The sequence below is a fragment of the Telluria sp. GW821-FHT07G12 genome (assembly GCF_059418525.1).
Window position 1 is genome coordinate 382,627 of the sequence record NZ_JBWKQA010000005.1, and the last position, 14,840, is coordinate 397,466.

13 protein-coding genes are annotated in these 14,840 nt (G+C 63.6%); 1 reads left to right on the forward strand and 12 read right to left on the reverse strand.

The genetic code is table 11. The annotated features are described in order from the left end of the window. Window positions 1-10 precede the first annotated feature (10 nt). The 12 genes from lapB to gyrA form a co-directional block, all read right to left on the reverse strand. Window positions 11-1,186 (reverse strand): lipopolysaccharide assembly protein LapB, encoded by a 1,176-nt coding sequence (gene lapB / locus AC07PE_RS20340; protein WP_498767803.1) that lies wholly within the window; start codon window positions 1,184-1,186, stop codon window positions 11-13. Between the two features lie 28 nt (window positions 1,187-1,214). Continuing rightward, window positions 1,215-1,517 carry a LapA family protein gene (locus tag AC07PE_RS20345; protein WP_047823361.1) on the reverse strand — a complete coding sequence of 101 codons (303 nt, stop codon included), beginning with the start codon at window positions 1,515-1,517 and terminating at the stop codon, window positions 1,215-1,217. Window positions 1,518-1,645: 128 nt separating this feature from the next. After that, the gene (locus AC07PE_RS20350) at window positions 1,646-1,951 is read right to left on the reverse strand and encodes an integration host factor subunit beta (RefSeq protein WP_008446215.1); all 306 of its coding nucleotides are present in this window, start codon (window positions 1,949-1,951) and stop codon (window positions 1,646-1,648) included. 18 nt (window positions 1,952-1,969) lie between these two features. Next, window positions 1,970-3,676: a 30S ribosomal protein S1 gene (gene rpsA, locus AC07PE_RS20355; RefSeq protein ID WP_498767809.1), complete on the reverse strand. Its 1,707-nt coding sequence runs from the start codon at window positions 3,674-3,676 to the stop codon at window positions 1,970-1,972. Between the two features lie 89 nt (window positions 3,677-3,765). Continuing rightward, window positions 3,766-4,428: a (d)CMP kinase gene (gene cmk, locus AC07PE_RS20360; protein WP_498767811.1), complete on the reverse strand. Its 663-nt coding sequence runs from the start codon at window positions 4,426-4,428 to the stop codon at window positions 3,766-3,768. Between the two features lie 128 nt (window positions 4,429-4,556). Next, window positions 4,557-5,888 (reverse strand): 3-phosphoshikimate 1-carboxyvinyltransferase, encoded by a 1,332-nt coding sequence (gene aroA, locus AC07PE_RS20365; protein WP_498767813.1) that lies wholly within the window; start codon window positions 5,886-5,888, stop codon window positions 4,557-4,559. Continuing rightward, complete coding sequence (locus tag AC07PE_RS20370) at window positions 5,885-6,790, reverse strand: prephenate dehydrogenase (RefSeq protein WP_498767815.1); 906 nt, start codon at window positions 6,788-6,790, stop codon at window positions 5,885-5,887. Before AC07PE_RS20370 ends, aroA begins: the two co-directional genes overlap by 4 nt. Continuing rightward, a complete protein-coding gene (hisC, locus tag AC07PE_RS20375; RefSeq protein ID WP_498767817.1) occupies window positions 6,791-7,906 on the reverse strand; it encodes a histidinol-phosphate transaminase in 1,116 nt (371 codons plus the stop codon). A 31-nt stretch (window positions 7,907-7,937) separates the two neighbouring features. Then, on the reverse strand, window positions 7,938-9,008 hold the full coding sequence (gene pheA, locus AC07PE_RS20380) for a prephenate dehydratase (RefSeq protein WP_498767819.1): 1,071 nt from the start codon (window positions 9,006-9,008) through the stop codon (window positions 7,938-7,940). Window positions 9,009-9,132: 124 nt separating this feature from the next. Then, entirely contained in the window at window positions 9,133-10,221 is a 1,089-nt protein-coding gene (serC, locus tag AC07PE_RS20385) for a 3-phosphoserine/phosphohydroxythreonine transaminase (protein WP_498767821.1), read from the reverse strand. 13 nt (window positions 10,222-10,234) lie between these two features. Further along, window positions 10,235-10,792: a DUF2059 domain-containing protein gene (locus AC07PE_RS20390; RefSeq protein WP_498767823.1), complete on the reverse strand. Its 558-nt coding sequence runs from the start codon at window positions 10,790-10,792 to the stop codon at window positions 10,235-10,237. A gap of 196 nt (window positions 10,793-10,988) precedes the next feature. Then, window positions 10,989-13,604, reverse strand: coding sequence for a DNA gyrase subunit A (gene gyrA / locus AC07PE_RS20395; protein ID WP_498767825.1), 2,616 nt, complete (start codon window positions 13,602-13,604; stop codon window positions 10,989-10,991). 407 nt (window positions 13,605-14,011) lie between these two features. Between gyrA and ompA the strand changes: the two genes are divergently transcribed. Beyond that, window positions 14,012-14,725, forward strand: coding sequence for an outer membrane protein OmpA (gene ompA / locus AC07PE_RS20400; RefSeq protein ID WP_498767827.1), 714 nt, complete (start codon window positions 14,012-14,014; stop codon window positions 14,723-14,725). Window positions 14,726-14,840 lie beyond the last annotated feature (115 nt).

The following is a 14,840-nucleotide window of genomic DNA, read 5'->3' on the forward strand; positions in this document are numbered from 1 at the left end:
TTTCAGGACCTTAGTTCATCACATTCAATTCTTCGGTGCGGCGCGGCGGGTAGGTTTCCCACTTGCTGCAACCCGGGCATTGCCAGTAGTACTGGCGGGCCTTGAAACCGCAGTGGCTGCACTGGTAGCGCGCCAGCTTCTGCGTATAGCCGTGGACGAGGTTCTTCACCATCGAGAGTTCTTCCCAGACGTTTGCCGGCGCATCCATGAGCCGCGCTTCGAGCAGTTTGTCCAGGCCCAGCAAAGTCGGATTGCGGCGCAATTCTTCGACCACCAGTTGTTTGGCAGCTTCCACGCCGTTCAGTTCGATGACGGCCTTGAACACCACCTCGATCAGATCAATGGACGACGCTTCCGCCAGGTAGGAGCGCAGCAGGTTGACGCCTTCCTGCGGCCGGCCGACCTTTCTGTAGCCATCCATGAGGCGGGCGGCCACCAGGGCCACGTGCGGCACGCTCTGCTGCTCGACGCGGCGCCAGGTCTTCAGCGCGCCTTCGATGTCGCCCTGGGCGGTCTGGGCGTCGCCGTACAGCATGGTCGCGCGCACGCTCTTGCGGTCGGCCTGCAGGGCTTTATCGAGCAGCTGCATGGCGTCGGCGGGCTGCATGTGGACCAGCGCGTCCTGGGCCAGCTCGCAATAGAACTGGGCGATTTCCTTGTGCTGGGCACCGGCGCCGGATTCCTGCAGGCCTTCCGCGGCGGCGATCGCGCGGCGCCATTCCTTTTCGCGCTGGAAGATCTCGAGCAGCGCACGCCGGGCCTGTACGCCGTACTGGGTGTCGACCAGCAGGTTGAAGGTTTCCTCGGCGCGGTCGAGCAGGCCGGCTTTCAGGTAGTCCATGCCGAGTTCGTACTGGGCGTGCACCTGCTGCTCGATCGGCAGGTCGGGACGCGACAGCAGGTTCTGGTGGACGCGGATGGCGCGCTCGGTCTCGCCGCGGCGGCGGAACAGGTTACCCAGCGCGAAGTGCATCTCGGCCGTTTCCGGATCGAGCTTGACGATTTCGATGAAGGCGTCGATCGCCTTGTCCGGCTGCTCGTTGAGGAGGAAGTTCAGGCCCTTGAAGTAACCGCGCGGCAGGCTGCGCGATTCGGAAACCAGCTGCTTGATGTCGACGCGGGCGGCGATCCAGCCGAGGGCAAAAAAGACGGGGATGCCGAGCAGCCACCAGATTTCAAATTCCATGTGATTCTTGTTCTGTTATGAGGACAGTTCAGCGCGGCGTGACGCTGTCGGGTTGCGGGGCGCTGGCGGCGGTGCCGGCGGCGCTCTGCAGGGCCTGGATGGTGTTCTTGTGCTGGGAGCTTTCGCGGCGGTGACGGAACACGGTCGGCGTGACCGCGAGAATGCCGAGGAAGGCGCCGGCGATAAAGAAGGCCAGCAGCATCAGCACCAGGGGGCCACGCAATTCGTAGCCCAGGAAGAAATGCAGGTCCACCGGATCGGTGTTCTTGAGAGCGAAGCCGAAAAAGAGGACGAACAGGATGCATCCGAGGATGGTGGAAACAATCTTCATCTCATTAGGTCCTGTCAGGAAACACGTCAAAGGCGAAGTGTCGCATATTTGGATCGAGTTTTCAAAACGGCGAAAAAAAACGGCATCTCCGAAGAGACGCCGTTTCTGCCTGCCGGACGGCAGACGACTCAGTCTTCGATGATCGGTTGCCCGACCATCGCGTCGACCCGCTCGCGCAACTGCTTGCCCGGCTTGAAGTGGGGCACCCGCTTTTCGGGCACCATCACCTTGTCGCCGGACTTCGGATTGCGTCCGATGCGGGGCGGCCGGCTGTTCAGCGCGAAGCTGCCGAAACCCCGGATCTCGATGCGCTGGCCGGTCGCCAGGGCGTTGGTCATCGCATCGAGGATGGTCTTGACAGCGTATTCCGCATCTTTTGCCACCAGCTGAGAGTAACGCTCAGCCAGGCGGTTGATCAGCTCGGACTTGGTCATCTGCGCTATTCCAGGTTATTAGCCTTTGTTGTCGAACTTGGCCTTCAGCAGTGCGCCCAGCGAGGTGGTGCCGGAAGCAGCGCTGTTGTCCGAAGCCAGCTTCTGCATGGCTTCCTGGGTGTCGGCATTGTCTTTCGCCTTGATCGACAGCTGGATGCTGCGAGCCTTGCGGTCGACGTTGATGACCAGGGCTTCGACCTTGTCGCCCACTTTCAGGTGGGTGCCGGCGTCTTCCACGCGGTCACGCGAGATTTCCGAAGCGCGCAGGTAGCCTTCGACTTCTTCGTTCAGCGCGATCACGGCGCCTTTCGGCTCAACCGACTTCACGGTGCCGGTGACCAGGGTACCCTTGTCGTTCAGCGAAGCGTAGTTGTTGAACGGGTCGCCTTCCAGCTGCTTCACGCCCAGCGAGACACGCTCGCGCTCGACGTCGATTGCCAGAACAACGGCTTCCAGCTCGTCGCCCTTCTTGAACTTGCGCACGGCTTCTTCGCCGGCTTCGGTCCAGGACAGGTCCGACAGGTGCACCAGGCCGTCGATGTTGCCCGGCAGGCCGATGAACACGCCGAAGTCGGTGATCGACTTGATCGAACCCTTGACCTTGTCGCCCTTCTTGTGGGTCATGCCGAAGTCGTCCCACGGATTCGCCTTGCACTGCTTCATGCCCAGCGAGATACGGCGACGCTCTTCGTCGATTTCCAGGACCATGACTTCGACTTCGTCGCCCAGCTGGACAACCTTGTTCGGAGCCACGTTCTTGTTGGTCCAGTCCATTTCGGAGACGTGCACCAGGCCTTCGATGCCCTGCTCGACTTCCACGAACGCGCCGTAGTCGGTCAGGTTGGTGACTTTACCGAACAGACGGGTGCCTTGCGGGTAACGACGCGACAGACCGGTCCACGGATCGTCGCCCAGCTGCTTCACGCCCAGCGAAACGCGGTTCTTTTCCTGATCGTACTTCAGGACCTTGGCGGTGATTTCCTGGCCGACGGTCAGGACTTCCGACGGGTGACGCACACGACGCCATGCCAGGTCGGTGATGTGCAGCAGGCCGTCGATGCCGCCCAGGTCGACGAACGCACCGTAGTCGGTGATGTTCTTGACGACGCCGGTGACCACGGTGCCTTCTTTCAGCGTTTCCATCAGCTTCGCGCGCTCTTCGCCCATCGATGCTTCGATGACGGCGCGACGCGACAGCACGACGTTGTTACGCTTGCGGTCCAGCTTGATAACCTTGAATTCGAGGGTCTTGCCTTCGAACGGGGTGGTGTCCTTGACCGGACGGGTGTCGACCAGCGAACCCGGCAGGAAGGCGCGGATGCCGTTGGTCAGAACGGTCAGGCCGCCCTTGACTTTGCCGTTCACGGTGCCGGTGACGATCTCGCCCGACTCCATTGCTTTTTCCAGAGCCAGCCACGATGCCAGGCGCTTGGCCTTGTCGCGCGACAGGATGGTATCGCCGAAACCGTTTTCCAGCGATTCGATGGCCACGGAAACGAAGTCGCCAATCTGGACTTCCAGTTCGCCCTGGTCATTCTTGAATTCTTCGACCGGGATGAAAGCTTCCGACTTCAGGCCTGCGTTGACGATCACGAAGTTGTGATCCAGACGCACGACTTCGGCCGAGATGACTTCGCCCGAACGCATGTCTTGACGCGACAGCGACTCTTCGAAGAGTGCTGCGAAGCTTTCCATACCGGTATCTTGATTTGCTGCAGTAGCCATGAGTTTTTGAAAGGTTAGCCAGCAGAACGGCGATATGCCTTCTGAACTGGGTCAGGTTGAAACACACCCGGGGCAAGCCCCAGGCACCACTAGCTGTGCGCGTACCAATCGAGCACTTTGGCGACCGCTTCGTCAACGGTCATGTCCGAGGTATCGAGGATATGCGCACCCTCTGCCGGCACCAGCGGCGCCACGGCGCGCTGAGTATCGCGCGCATCGCGGGACTGCAAATCCGCCAGCAGATCGTCCATATTAGCAGAAAACCCTTTGTCAATCAATTGCTTATACCGGCGTTGCGCACGTGCCTCAACACTTGCTGTCAGGAACACCTTGCACTTCGCGCCAGGAAAGATCACGGTGCCCATGTCGCGCCCGTCGGCCACCAGGCCCGGGGTTTCGCGAAAGCCCAGCTGCAGGCCGAACAGGGCCTGGCGCACCGCCGGCAAGGCGGCGATTTTCGAGGCCGTGTTGCCGACGTCCTCGGCGCGGATGGCATTGCTGACGTCTTCCGTGCCCAGGTAGATGTGGCCGCCGTTGAAGCGGGCCGGCAGGTGCTCGGCCACCTTGGCCATGGCGTGCTCATCCTTCAAATCGGTGCCGCGGCGCAGCGCCGACAGCGCGGTCAGGCGGTACAGGGCGCCGGAATCGAGCAGGTGGAAGCCGAGGTGGTCAGCCACGCGGTGGGCCACCGTGCCCTTGCCGGACGCGGTCGGGCCGTCGATGGTGATGACGGGGATATTAGATTGTGGCATGCGTATATTGTTTGTTTACCAATACGTAGGGTGGGCACACCGTGCCCACGCGGATGTCGGCATGATGCGAACCTCACGCGTGGGCACGCTCGTAATGCTGCGCATTACCCCGCCCTACATTGAAACCGTCAGAATAGATCGGTTTTGGCGATCCCGGCAAACGTTTCGAAGTAATCCGGGAAGGTCTTGGCCACGCACTTCGGGTCATTGATGCGCATGGCGTTGCCGCGGCGCGCCTTGCCGTCCAGCGAGGCCAGCGAGAAGCACATCGCCATCCGGTGGTCGTCGTAGGTGTCGATGGTGGCCGGCTGCAGCGCGGCCGGCGGCGTCACGCGCAGGTAGTCCGCGCCCTCCTCCACGATGGCGCCGACCTTGCGCAGCTCGGTGGCCATGGCCGCCAGGCGGTCGGTTTCCTTCACGCGCCAGCTGGCGATATTGCGCAAGGTGGAGGTGCCGTCGGCATACAACGCGGCCACGGCGATGGTCATGGCGGCGTCCGGAATGTGGTTGAAGTCGGCGTCGATGGCCTTCAGCACGCCGTTCGAACGCGCCTCGATCCAGGTGTCGCCTTTCACGATCGTCACGCCCATCTGCTCCAGCGCGTCGGCAAAGCGCACGTCGCCCTGGATGCTGTCGCGGCCCACGCCCTCGACCCGCACCGGTCCGCCGGCAATCGCGCCGGCCGCCAGGAAGTAGGAGGCCGACGAGGCGTCGCCTTCCACGTGGATGCTGCCCGGCGACTGGTACTTCTGCCCCGGCTGCACCGTGAAGCTGCTCCAGCCGTCCTGCTCGACCGTCACGCCGAAGCGGCGCATCAGGTTCAGGGTGATCTCGATGTACGGCTTCGAGATCAGCTCGCCCTCGACCTCGATGGTCACCGGGTGGCCTTTTGCCATCAGCGGCGCGGCCATCAGCAGCGCGGTCAGGAACTGGCTCGACACATTGCCGCGCACCGACATGCGGTTGGCGACGATGTGGCCGCGGCGGATGCGCAGCGGCGGGTAGCCTTCATTGCCGGTGTATTCGATCTGGGCGCCGACCGCGTTCAGGGCGTCGACCAGGTCGCCGATCGGGCGCTCGTGCATGCGCTGCACGCCATGCAGCGTGTAGTCGCCGCCGATCACGGCCAGGGCCGCGGTCAACGGACGGATCGCGGTGCCGGCGTTGCCCATGAAGAGATCCGCCTCATGCATCGGCAGAACGCCGCCGGCGCCGTGCACGACGTGGGTGCGCTCGTCGATCTGCTCCCACTGGATGCCCAGCTTTTGCAGGGCGCTGAGCATGACCAGGGTGTCGTCCGAGGCCAGCAGGTCGTGGATGGTGGTCGTGCCCTCGCTGAGCGCCGCCAGCAGCAGCGTGCGGTTGGAGATGCTCTTCGAGCCAGGCAGGCGCACCGTGCCTTCGACGTGCATCACGGGCTCGAGATCGAGGTGTTCGGGGTAGTGTTTAGCTTGACTCATTCTGTTCCTGATTCCTGGGCAGGCGGTTTTTCGGCGGCCTCGATCGCATCGATCCAGGCGCGCCGCGCACGCTGGGCGTTGCCGTAGACGGCCTCGAGCCCGGGGCCGTCGGCGTTCGCGAGGCACGCGCGCAGGCCATGTAATTGTGCCAGATAGGCATCCAGCTCACCGAGCAGCGCGTCGCGGTTGGCGAGGCTGATGTCGCGCCACATTTCGGGCGATGAGCCGGCGATGCGGGTGAAGTCGCGGAAGCCGCTCGCGGCATACTGGAAAAGCAGATCGGCATGCGCCTTGTTGGCGATGTCATCCACCAGCGCGTAGGCCAGCAGGTGCGGCAAATGGCTGACGGCGGCGAACACCTTGTCGTGCTCGCCCGGCGCGAGGACGTGGATGATGGCGCCGCATGCGCGCCAGGCCGCCGCGACCCGGTCGACGCTGGCTTGCGGATTTTCCGGCAGCGGCGTCAGCACGGCCTTCTTGCCGCGGTAGAGATCGGGGATGGCGGCATCCGGACCGTTCGACTCACGACCCGCGATCGGGTGGCCCGGCACGAATTGAAAGATGCGCTCCCCCATCACGCGGCGCGCATTGGCGACCACGTCCGACTTGGTGCTGCCGGCGTCGGTGACGATGGTGTCCGGCTCCAGCCAGGGCAGCAGCCCCTGCAGGATGGCCGGCGTCTGCGCGACCGGCGCTGCGATCATGACCAGGTCCGCGCCGCGCAGCGCGTGCTCCGGCGTCGTGTAGGCCTGGTCGACGATGCCAAGCTGGAGCGCCCGCGCGAGGGCCTCACCCGAGCGTTCGAGCCCGACGACGGTGCCGACCGCGCCGGCCGCCTTCAGACCCAGCGCGAACGAGCCGCCGATCAAGCCGACGCCGACGATGACGACTTTATTGAACATTCAGCTCAGCGCCTGCTTGAGCGCCTCGCGCAGTGCTTCGATCAGGCGTGCATTCTCTTCCGGCAGGCCGATCGAAATGCGCAGCCACTGCGGCAGGCCGTAAGCGCCGACCGGGCGCACGATCACGCCCTGCTTCAGCAAGGCCATGTTCACGCGCGCGCCGGCGCCATCGTCGTCGCCGACCTTCACCAGCACGAAGTTGCCGTGCGAGGGCACGTACTCCAGCTTGAGCTCTTCAAAAGCGGCCGTCAGCTGCCGGTAGCCGGCGCGGTTGTTCTCAAAGCCCTTCTGCAGGAAGTCCTTGTCGTTCAGCGCGGCGATGGCGGCAGCCTGGGCCAGCGAATTGACGTTGAAAGGCTGGCGGATGCGGTTCATCAGGTCCGTCACCGCCGGCTGGGCGATCGCGAAGCCGACGCGCAGGCCGGCCAGGCCATAAGCTTTCGAGAAGGTGCGCGAGACGATCAGGTTGGGGAACTTGCGGACCCACTGGGTCGACTCGAACTGGTCCTTCTGCTCCAGGTATTCGTTGTAGGCCTCGTCCAGCACGACCACGACGTTGGCCGGCACCTTGGCCAGGAAGGCTTCGATCTCGGCGGCCGCGATGAAGGTGCCGGTCGGGTTGTTCGGATTGGCGATGAAGACCAGCTTCGTGTCCGCGTCGATGGCGGCCGCCATCGCATCGAGGTCATGTCCGTAATCCTTGGCCGGCACCACGATGCCGCGCGCGCCCACGCCCTGCGCGGCCAGCGCGTACACGGCGAAGGAATACTGCGCATAGACCACGGCCTGGCCCTTCTGCACGAAGGCATGGGCGGCGATCTCGAGGATGTCGTTGGAGCCGTTGCCGAGGGTGATCCAGTCGGCCGGCACGTCGTAGCGCTTGGCCAGCGCGGCCTTCAGCTCGAAGCCGTTGGCGTCCGGGTAGCGGCCCAGCTCCGCGGCAGCCTGGGCCATCGCCTGTTTTGCCGATTCGGGCACACCGAAGGGGTTCTCGTTGGACGCCAGCTTGACGATGCTGGCCTCATCCAGGCCGAATTCGCGGGCGACTTCGGAGATGGGTTTGCCTGCCTGGTAGGGGGCGATGGCGCGGACGTATTCTGGACCGAATTGCGACATGGGGACTCTCGATGACTAATTGAAGAATGGATTACAGGCCGACCGGGTAACTACCCAAGACCTTGAAGAAGGCGGCGTTGGCCTTCAGCTCGTCGAGCGCGCGCTTGACCGCAGCATCCTGCTGATGGCCTTCGACGTCGACGTAGAAGTAGTACTCCCAGGTGCCGATGCGGGCCGGGCGCGATTCGAAGCGCGTCATCGACACGCCATGCGTGGCCAGCGGCGCCAGCAGCTTGTAGACGGCGCCCGCGGTGTTCGGCACCGCCAGCACCAGCGAGGTGCGGTCCGTGCCGGACGGGCCGGCGGCCTGGCGGCCGATGACGGCGAAGCGGGTGCGGTTGTGCGGATCGTCCTGGATGTGGGCCTGCACGACGCCGAGCTTGTACTGCTCGCCCGCCATCTCGCTGGCGATCGCAGCGACGGTCGGGTCCTGGCTGGCCAGCACGGCCGCTTCAGCATTCGAGGCGACGGCGCGGCGCTCGACGTTCGGGTGGTGCAGGTTCAGCCAGGCCTGGCACTGCGCCAGCGCCTGCGAATGCGCGCACACGACCGTCACGCCATCCATGCTGCCGGTGCGGGTCATGAGGCTGTGGTGGACCGGGATCGAGACTTCGCCGCTGATGATGGCGGTGGTGGCGAGCATCAGGTCGAGGGTGCGGTTGATCGCGCCTTCCGACGAGTTCTCGACCGGGACCACGCCGTAGTCGGCGGTGCCGGCCTCGGTGGCGCGGAACACCTCGTCGATCGACACGCAGGGCAAGCCTTCGACGGCGCTGCCGAAATGCTGGAACACGGCCTGCTCGCTGAAGGTGCCGGTGGGGCCGAGATAGGCAACCGTGACGCGCTTTTCGAGCGCGCGGCAGGACGACATGATCTCGCGGAAGATGGTCTGGATGTCCTGGTCCTTCAGCGGGCCGGGATTGTTGTCCGCGACCTTGCGCAGGACCTGGGCTTCGCGCTCGGGACGGAACACAGGGGCATTGGTCTCGGCCTTCACGTGGCCGACTTCCTGCGCCACCTTGCCGCGGCGGCTGAGGAGGTCGAGGATTTGCGCGTCGATCGCGTCGATCTGTTCGCGCAGGGGTTGTAGTTTGTCTGTCATTGTCTGCTCGTGATTGTGGTTTGCTGCCGTCATTCCCGCGAAAGCGGGAATCCATGCCGAGTGTGCGACTTCGAAAGCTCAGCATGGGTTCCCGCCTTCGCGGGAACGACGAGGTATGAGCGAATCAACGCCCCGCAAACTCGTTCAAATAATCGACCAGGGCTTGCACGCCCTCGATCGGCATCGCGTTGTAGATCGATGCCCGCATACCGCCGACGGACTTGTGGCCCTTCAGTTGCAGCAGCCCGCGCGCCTTGGCGCCGGCCAGGAATTGGTCGTTCAGGGATTCGTCGCGCAGGTAGAACGGTATGTTCATGCGCGAACGGCAGTCGGGCGCCACGCGGTTCCGGTAGAAATCGTCGGCATCCAGCGCCTCGTACAGCAGGCGCGCTTTTTCGATGTTGCGCCGCTCCATCGCCGCCACGCCGCCCAGCTGCTTCAGGTGGGCGAACACCAGGCCGGCGATGTAGATCGCGTAGGTCGGCGGGGTGTTCAGCATGGAGTCGGCCTCCGCCACTGCGCGCCAGTTGAAGACACCCGGGCAGATCGGCAATGCGTTGTCCAGCAGGTCTTCGCGCACGATCACCAGGGTCAGGCCGGCCGGGCCGATGTTCTTCTGGGCGCCGGCGAAGATCACGCCGTACTTCGAGACGTCGACGGTGCGCGACAGGATGTGCGAGGACATGTCGGCCACCAGCGGGGTGTCACCCTGCACGGTCGGCACGAAATTGAACTCGACGCCATCGATGGTCTCGTTGGTGCAGACGTGCAGGTAGGCGGCGTTCCCGCTCAGCTCCCACGTCTCCTGCGGCGGCACGGTGGTGAAGCCGCTCGCCGCGCCGGACGCCGCCACGTTCACCTTCGCATAACGCGCCGCTTCCTTGATCGACTTGCTGGACCAGGAACCGGTCTGCACGAAGTCGATCGTCGCCGGCTGGGCCTTGCGGTCCGCCAGGTTCAGCGGAATCAGGGAGTTCTGGCCCAGTCCCCCGCCCTGCATGAACAGGATCTTGTAGTTCGAAGGAACGTTCAGCAGTTCGCGCAGGTCGGCTTCGGCCTGCTGGTAGATCGAAATGAATTCGGGGCCGCGGTGGCTCACCTCCATCACCGACATGCCGCTGCCGTGCCAGTCGAGCATTTCGCTCGCGGCCTGTTGCAGGACTTCCTTCGGGAGGACCGCCGGGCCGGCGGAGAAATTGAATACCTGGGTCATCGTGCCTCTGGCCTCACTTGCCGGCTGCGGCTTGCTGGGCTTGCGCCATCGCCTTCTGAATGCGCGGCATCATCACGCGCTGGCTGATCTGCAGGCTGCGATTCATCAGCTCAGGCATCTTGGCCTGCATCTTCTGGCCCAGCGGCGACGCGTAGAAGGCCGTCAGCTGGCGGATCTCGTCCAGCGTATAGGTTTCGGCATACAGCGGCACCATCTCCGCCATCATGTCGTCGACCAGGGTCGGATCGGAGAACACGGCATGCGCCTGCGCGGCAGCGGCGCGGGACGCCTCGTCGGCTTTCTTCAGCTGCTCTTCCTTCTGCTGCGGCGTCAGGTTCGGATTATTGCTGATCGCAGCACTGGCCGCCATGCGCGCCTGGGCCGGCATCTGTCGCTCCATCTGCGCCATCATGTTGGTCATCATCTCGCGCACCTTCATTGCCGCAAACATCTGCTCGGTCGCCTTGACGACGGCCGGATCGGCGGAAGCCACGGGCGCCGCAGCCTGGCTGAACGCGGGCGCGCTGCACAGGACGATGGCGGAAGCAATAGCGGCGAAGGCTTTTTTCATGATGACCCCTTTGATGGACGGCTGCTTGGCGAGCCTGTTGACGTCATGGCATCGATGACGGAGACCCTGATTTTCGCACGAAACTTGCAAAAAATCCTCAGCCCGGCCGATTTTTCGCCGCATTGCAGCATGGGCGGCCAAATAAAAACGGCCCGTGCATCGCTGCAGGGGCCGTTTCGAGCAGAGCCGCGGAAAATTATTCCGGCGCCGGCTCCAATTCCACTTCGTCGACGTCGCTCTCGACCACGCGCTGCAGGCCGGACAGCTTGGTGCCGTCTTCCACTGCGATCAGGGTCACGCCCTGGGTCGCGCGGCCCATCTCGCGGATCTCGGACACGCGGGTACGGATCAGCACGCCGCCGGTCGTGATCAGCATGATCTCGTCGCTGGCGTCGACCAGGGTCGCCGCCACCACCTTGCCGTTACGCTCGGAGGTCTGGATCGCGATCATGCCCTTGGTGCCGCGGCCGTGGCGGGTGTACTCCGTGATCGGGGTACGCTTGCCGAAGCCGTTCTCGGTGGCCGTCAGGACCGACTGCTGCTCGTTCTCGGCCACCAGCAGCGCGATCACGTTCTGGCCCTCTTCCAGGTTCATGCCGCGCACGCCGCGCGCGGTACGGCCCATCGGGCGCACGTCGTTCTCGTCGAAGCGCACAGCCTTGCCGGCGTCCGAGAACAGCATCACGTCGTGCTTGCCGTCGGTGAGCGCGGCGCCGATCAGGAAGTCGCCCTCGTCCAGGTCGACCGCGATGATGCCGGCCTTGCGTGGGTTGCTGAAGTCGCGCAGCGGGGTCTTCTTGACGGTACCCAGGCTGGTCGACATGAAGACGTAATGGTCTTCCGGGAAGCTCGAGTTTTCGCCCGACAGCGGCAGGATCACCGTGATCTTCTCGCCGTCCTGCAGCGGGAACATGTTGACGATCGGCTTGCCGCGCGAGTTGCGCGAGCCCTGCGGCACTTCCCACACCTTCAGCCAGTACATCCGGCCGCGGTTGCTGAAGCACAGCATGTAGTCGTGGGTGTTGGCGATGAACAGCTGGTCGATCCAGTCCTCGTCCTTGGTCGCCATCGCCTGCTTGCCGCGGCCGCCGCGCTTCTGGGCGCGGTATTCCGAGATCGGCTGCGACTTCATGTAGCCGGTGTGCGACAGGGTCACCACCATGTCCTGCGGGGTGATCAGGTCTTCGGTTTCGAGGTCGCTGGCGTTGTGCTCGATGGCCGAGCGGCGCACGTCCTTGCCGTTCTCGGTGTAGTCGGCCTTGATCTGGCCCATCTCGTCGACGATGATCGAGGTGACGCGTTCCGGCTTGGCCAGGATGTCGAGCAGGTCGGCGATGTGGGCCATCACTTCCTTGTACTCGTTGACGATCTTGTCCTGCTCGAGACCGGTCAGGCGCTGCAGGCGCATCTGCAGGATTTCCTGGGTCTGCTCGTCGGACAGGCGGTACATGCCGTCCGCCTGCATGCCGTAGTGCTTCGGCAGGTGCTCAGGACGGAAGGCTTCGATACCGCCGGCGGCGCCGGTTTCGGTACGGTTCAGCATCTCGCGCACCAGGGACGAATCCCAGGTACGCTGCATCAGCTCGACCTTCGCGACCGGCGGGGTCGGCGCGGCCTTGATGATGGCGATGAACTCGTCGATGTTCGCCAGCGCGACGGCCAGGCCTTCCAGCATGTGGCCGCGCTCGCGCGCCTTGCGCAGTTCGAACACGGTGCGGCGGGTAACCACTTCGCGGCGGTGCGACAGGAAGCTCTCGAGCATCTGCTTGAGGTTCAGCAGCTTCGGCTGGCCGTTGACCAGCGCCACCATGTTCATGCCGAAGGTGTCCTGCAGCTGGGTCTGCTTGTACAGGTTGTTCAGCACCACTTCCGGCACTTCGCCGCGCTTCAGCTCGATCACCACGCGCATGCCCGACTTGTCGGACTCGTCGCGGATGTCGGAAATGCCTTCCAGCTTCTTGTCGCGCACGTTCTCGGCAATACGCTCGAGCAGCGACTTCTTATTTACCTGGTACGGCAGCTCGTCGACGATGATCGCGATGCGGCCGCCGTCCTTGCCGTATTCCTCGAAGTGGGTCTTGGCGCGCATCACCACGCGGCCGCGGCCGGTGCGGTAACCGTCACGCACGCCCGATACGCCATAGATGATCCCGGCGGTCGGGAAGTCCGGCGCCGGGATCAGCTCGATCAGTTCGTCGATGGTGCAGTCCGGATTGCGCAGCACGTGCAGCGCGCCGTTGATGACTTCGGACAGGTTGTGCGGCGGAATGTTGGTCGCCATGCCGACCGCAATGCCCGATGAGCCGTTCACCAGCAGGTTCGGGATGCGGGTTGGCAGGACCGTCGGTTCCTTTTCCTTGCCGTCGTAGTTCGGCTGGAAGTCGACGGTGTCCTTGTCGATGTCGGCCAGCAGCTCCTGGGAGATCTTGTCCAGGCGGCACTCGGTGTAACGCATTGCCGCGGCGCTGTCGCCGTCGATCGAACCGAAGTTACCCTGGCCGTCGACCAGGGTGTAGCGCAGCGAGAAATCCTGCGCCATACGTACCAGGGTATCGTAGATCGAGGCGTCGCCGTGCGGGTGGAATTTACCCATGGTCTCGCCAACCACGCGGGCGCACTTCAGGTAAGGGCGGTTCCACACGTTGTTCATCTCGTGCATCGCGAACAGCACACGGCGATGCACCGGCTTGAGACCGTCACGCGCATCCGGCAGAGCGCGGCCCACGATCACGCTCATGGCGTAATCGAGGTAGCTCTTGCGCATCTCTTCTTCCAGCGAAATTGGAATTGTTTCTTTTGCGAATTGATCCATTGGCGGGTCGGCTTTTTTCAGCGGTAAATTTGAATTCCTAAGCTCATGATTTTACCACGCGCGCCATATATCAGCACCCGATTTTGAAAGCAAGATCAGCACGGCAAGAGTGTGCACAATTGCCAAGTTGACACATGCTTGTCATAAACATTCGTCAATCTTGCGAACTGTTCACAACACGTTGTTGCGCAGAAACAACGCGACAAATCCCATGCGCCGCAATTGAGCTGGCTGCGGTCGTGCGGATGTGGCGTATGTGGCAAAATGGCCGAGAAGTTAATTGCATGTTTCACAATGCGAAACAGGCACGTCTGTGCGGAATGTTATGCTTCTGCCATGTGCTCGCTTAAAGACCTGCTTCGCACTGTTTCGCAGCGGGAAAGAATTTACCGAAAGGAAGAAAAAATATGAAAAAACTGGCATTCCTCATGCTCGCAGCCTCGGCCGCCAGCAGCGCTTTCGCGCAGAGCGCACCTCCGTATGCGCCGCTGACGACCGACATCATGGCGCCGACGCCCTACAGCGCCTACGTGCAGGATGCCCGCGGCGTGATCGCGCGCAATCCTTTCGGCCTGTGCTGGCGTACCGGCTACTGGACCCCGGCCGACGCGGTCCCGGGCTGCGACGCGCCGCTGTGCGTCCCGCCTGAGAAACTGGAAAACGGCAAGTGCGTCGCTCCGCCGCCGCCGCCGGCTCCGGTTGAAGCACCGGCTCCTGCCCCGGCTCCTGCCCCGGCACCGGCTCCGGTCCCGACCTCGGAAAAAGTGAGCTACTCGGCTGACGCCTTCTTCGACTTCGACAAGGCTGTGCTGAAGCCGGCCGGCAAGGCATCGCTGGATGACCTGACCTCGAAGCTGAAGGACATCAACCTGGAAGTCATCATCGCCGTCGGCCACACCGACTCGATCGGCACCGATGCCTACAACCAGAAGCTGTCGGTCCGCCGCGCTGAAGCCGTCAAGGCCTATCTGCAGAGCAAGGGCGTGGAATCGAACCGCATCTACACCGAAGGCAAGGGCGAGAAGCAGCCTGTGGCCGACAACAAGACCGCCGCCGGCCGCGCCAAGAACCGCCGCGTGGAAATCGAAGTGGTCGGCACCCGCAGCACCCAGCAGCAGTAAGCTGGTCTGAGCGCCACATGAACCCCGCTTCGGCGGGGTTTTTTTATGCCCCTACGTCGTCCCCGCGAAAGCGGGGATCCATTTTTTTCTGTACCCCAACCTGCGCGCTGCAGCA

Bases quoted from the DNA above. Each gene is read 5' to 3' on its own strand.
- cmk (WP_498767811.1), bottom strand. From the start codon at position 4,428: ATGCCACAATCTAATATCCCCGTCATCACCATCGACGGCCCGACCGCG.
- aroA (WP_498767813.1), bottom strand. From the start codon at position 5,888: ATGAGTCAAGCTAAACACTACCCCGAACACCTCGATCTCGAGCCCGTG.
- AC07PE_RS20370 (WP_498767815.1), bottom strand. From the start codon at position 6,790: ATGTTCAATAAAGTCGTCATCGTCGGCGTCGGCTTGATCGGCGGCTCG.
- hisC (WP_498767817.1), bottom strand. From the start codon at position 7,906: ATGTCGCAATTCGGTCCAGAATACGTCCGCGCCATCGCCCCCTACCAG.
- AC07PE_RS20350 (WP_008446215.1), bottom strand. From the start codon at position 1,951: ATGACCAAGTCCGAGCTGATCAACCGCCTGGCTGAGCGTTACTCTCAG.
- pheA (WP_498767819.1), bottom strand. From the start codon at position 9,008: ATGACAGACAAACTACAACCCCTGCGCGAACAGATCGACGCGATCGAC.
- rpsA (WP_498767809.1), bottom strand. From the start codon at position 3,676: ATGGCTACTGCAGCAAATCAAGATACCGGTATGGAAAGCTTCGCAGCA.
- gyrA (WP_498767825.1), bottom strand. From the start codon at position 13,604: ATGGATCAATTCGCAAAAGAAACAATTCCAATTTCGCTGGAAGAAGAG.
- ompA (WP_498767827.1), top strand. From the start codon at position 14,012: ATGAAAAAACTGGCATTCCTCATGCTCGCAGCCTCGGCCGCCAGCAGC.
- AC07PE_RS20390 (WP_498767823.1), bottom strand. From the start codon at position 10,792: ATGAAAAAAGCCTTCGCCGCTATTGCTTCCGCCATCGTCCTGTGCAGC.
- serC (WP_498767821.1), bottom strand. From the start codon at position 10,221: ATGACCCAGGTATTCAATTTCTCCGCCGGCCCGGCGGTCCTCCCGAAG.
- lapB (WP_498767803.1), bottom strand. From the start codon at position 1,186: ATGGAATTTGAAATCTGGTGGCTGCTCGGCATCCCCGTCTTTTTTGCC.
- AC07PE_RS20345 (WP_047823361.1), bottom strand. From the start codon at position 1,517: ATGAAGATTGTTTCCACCATCCTCGGATGCATCCTGTTCGTCCTCTTT.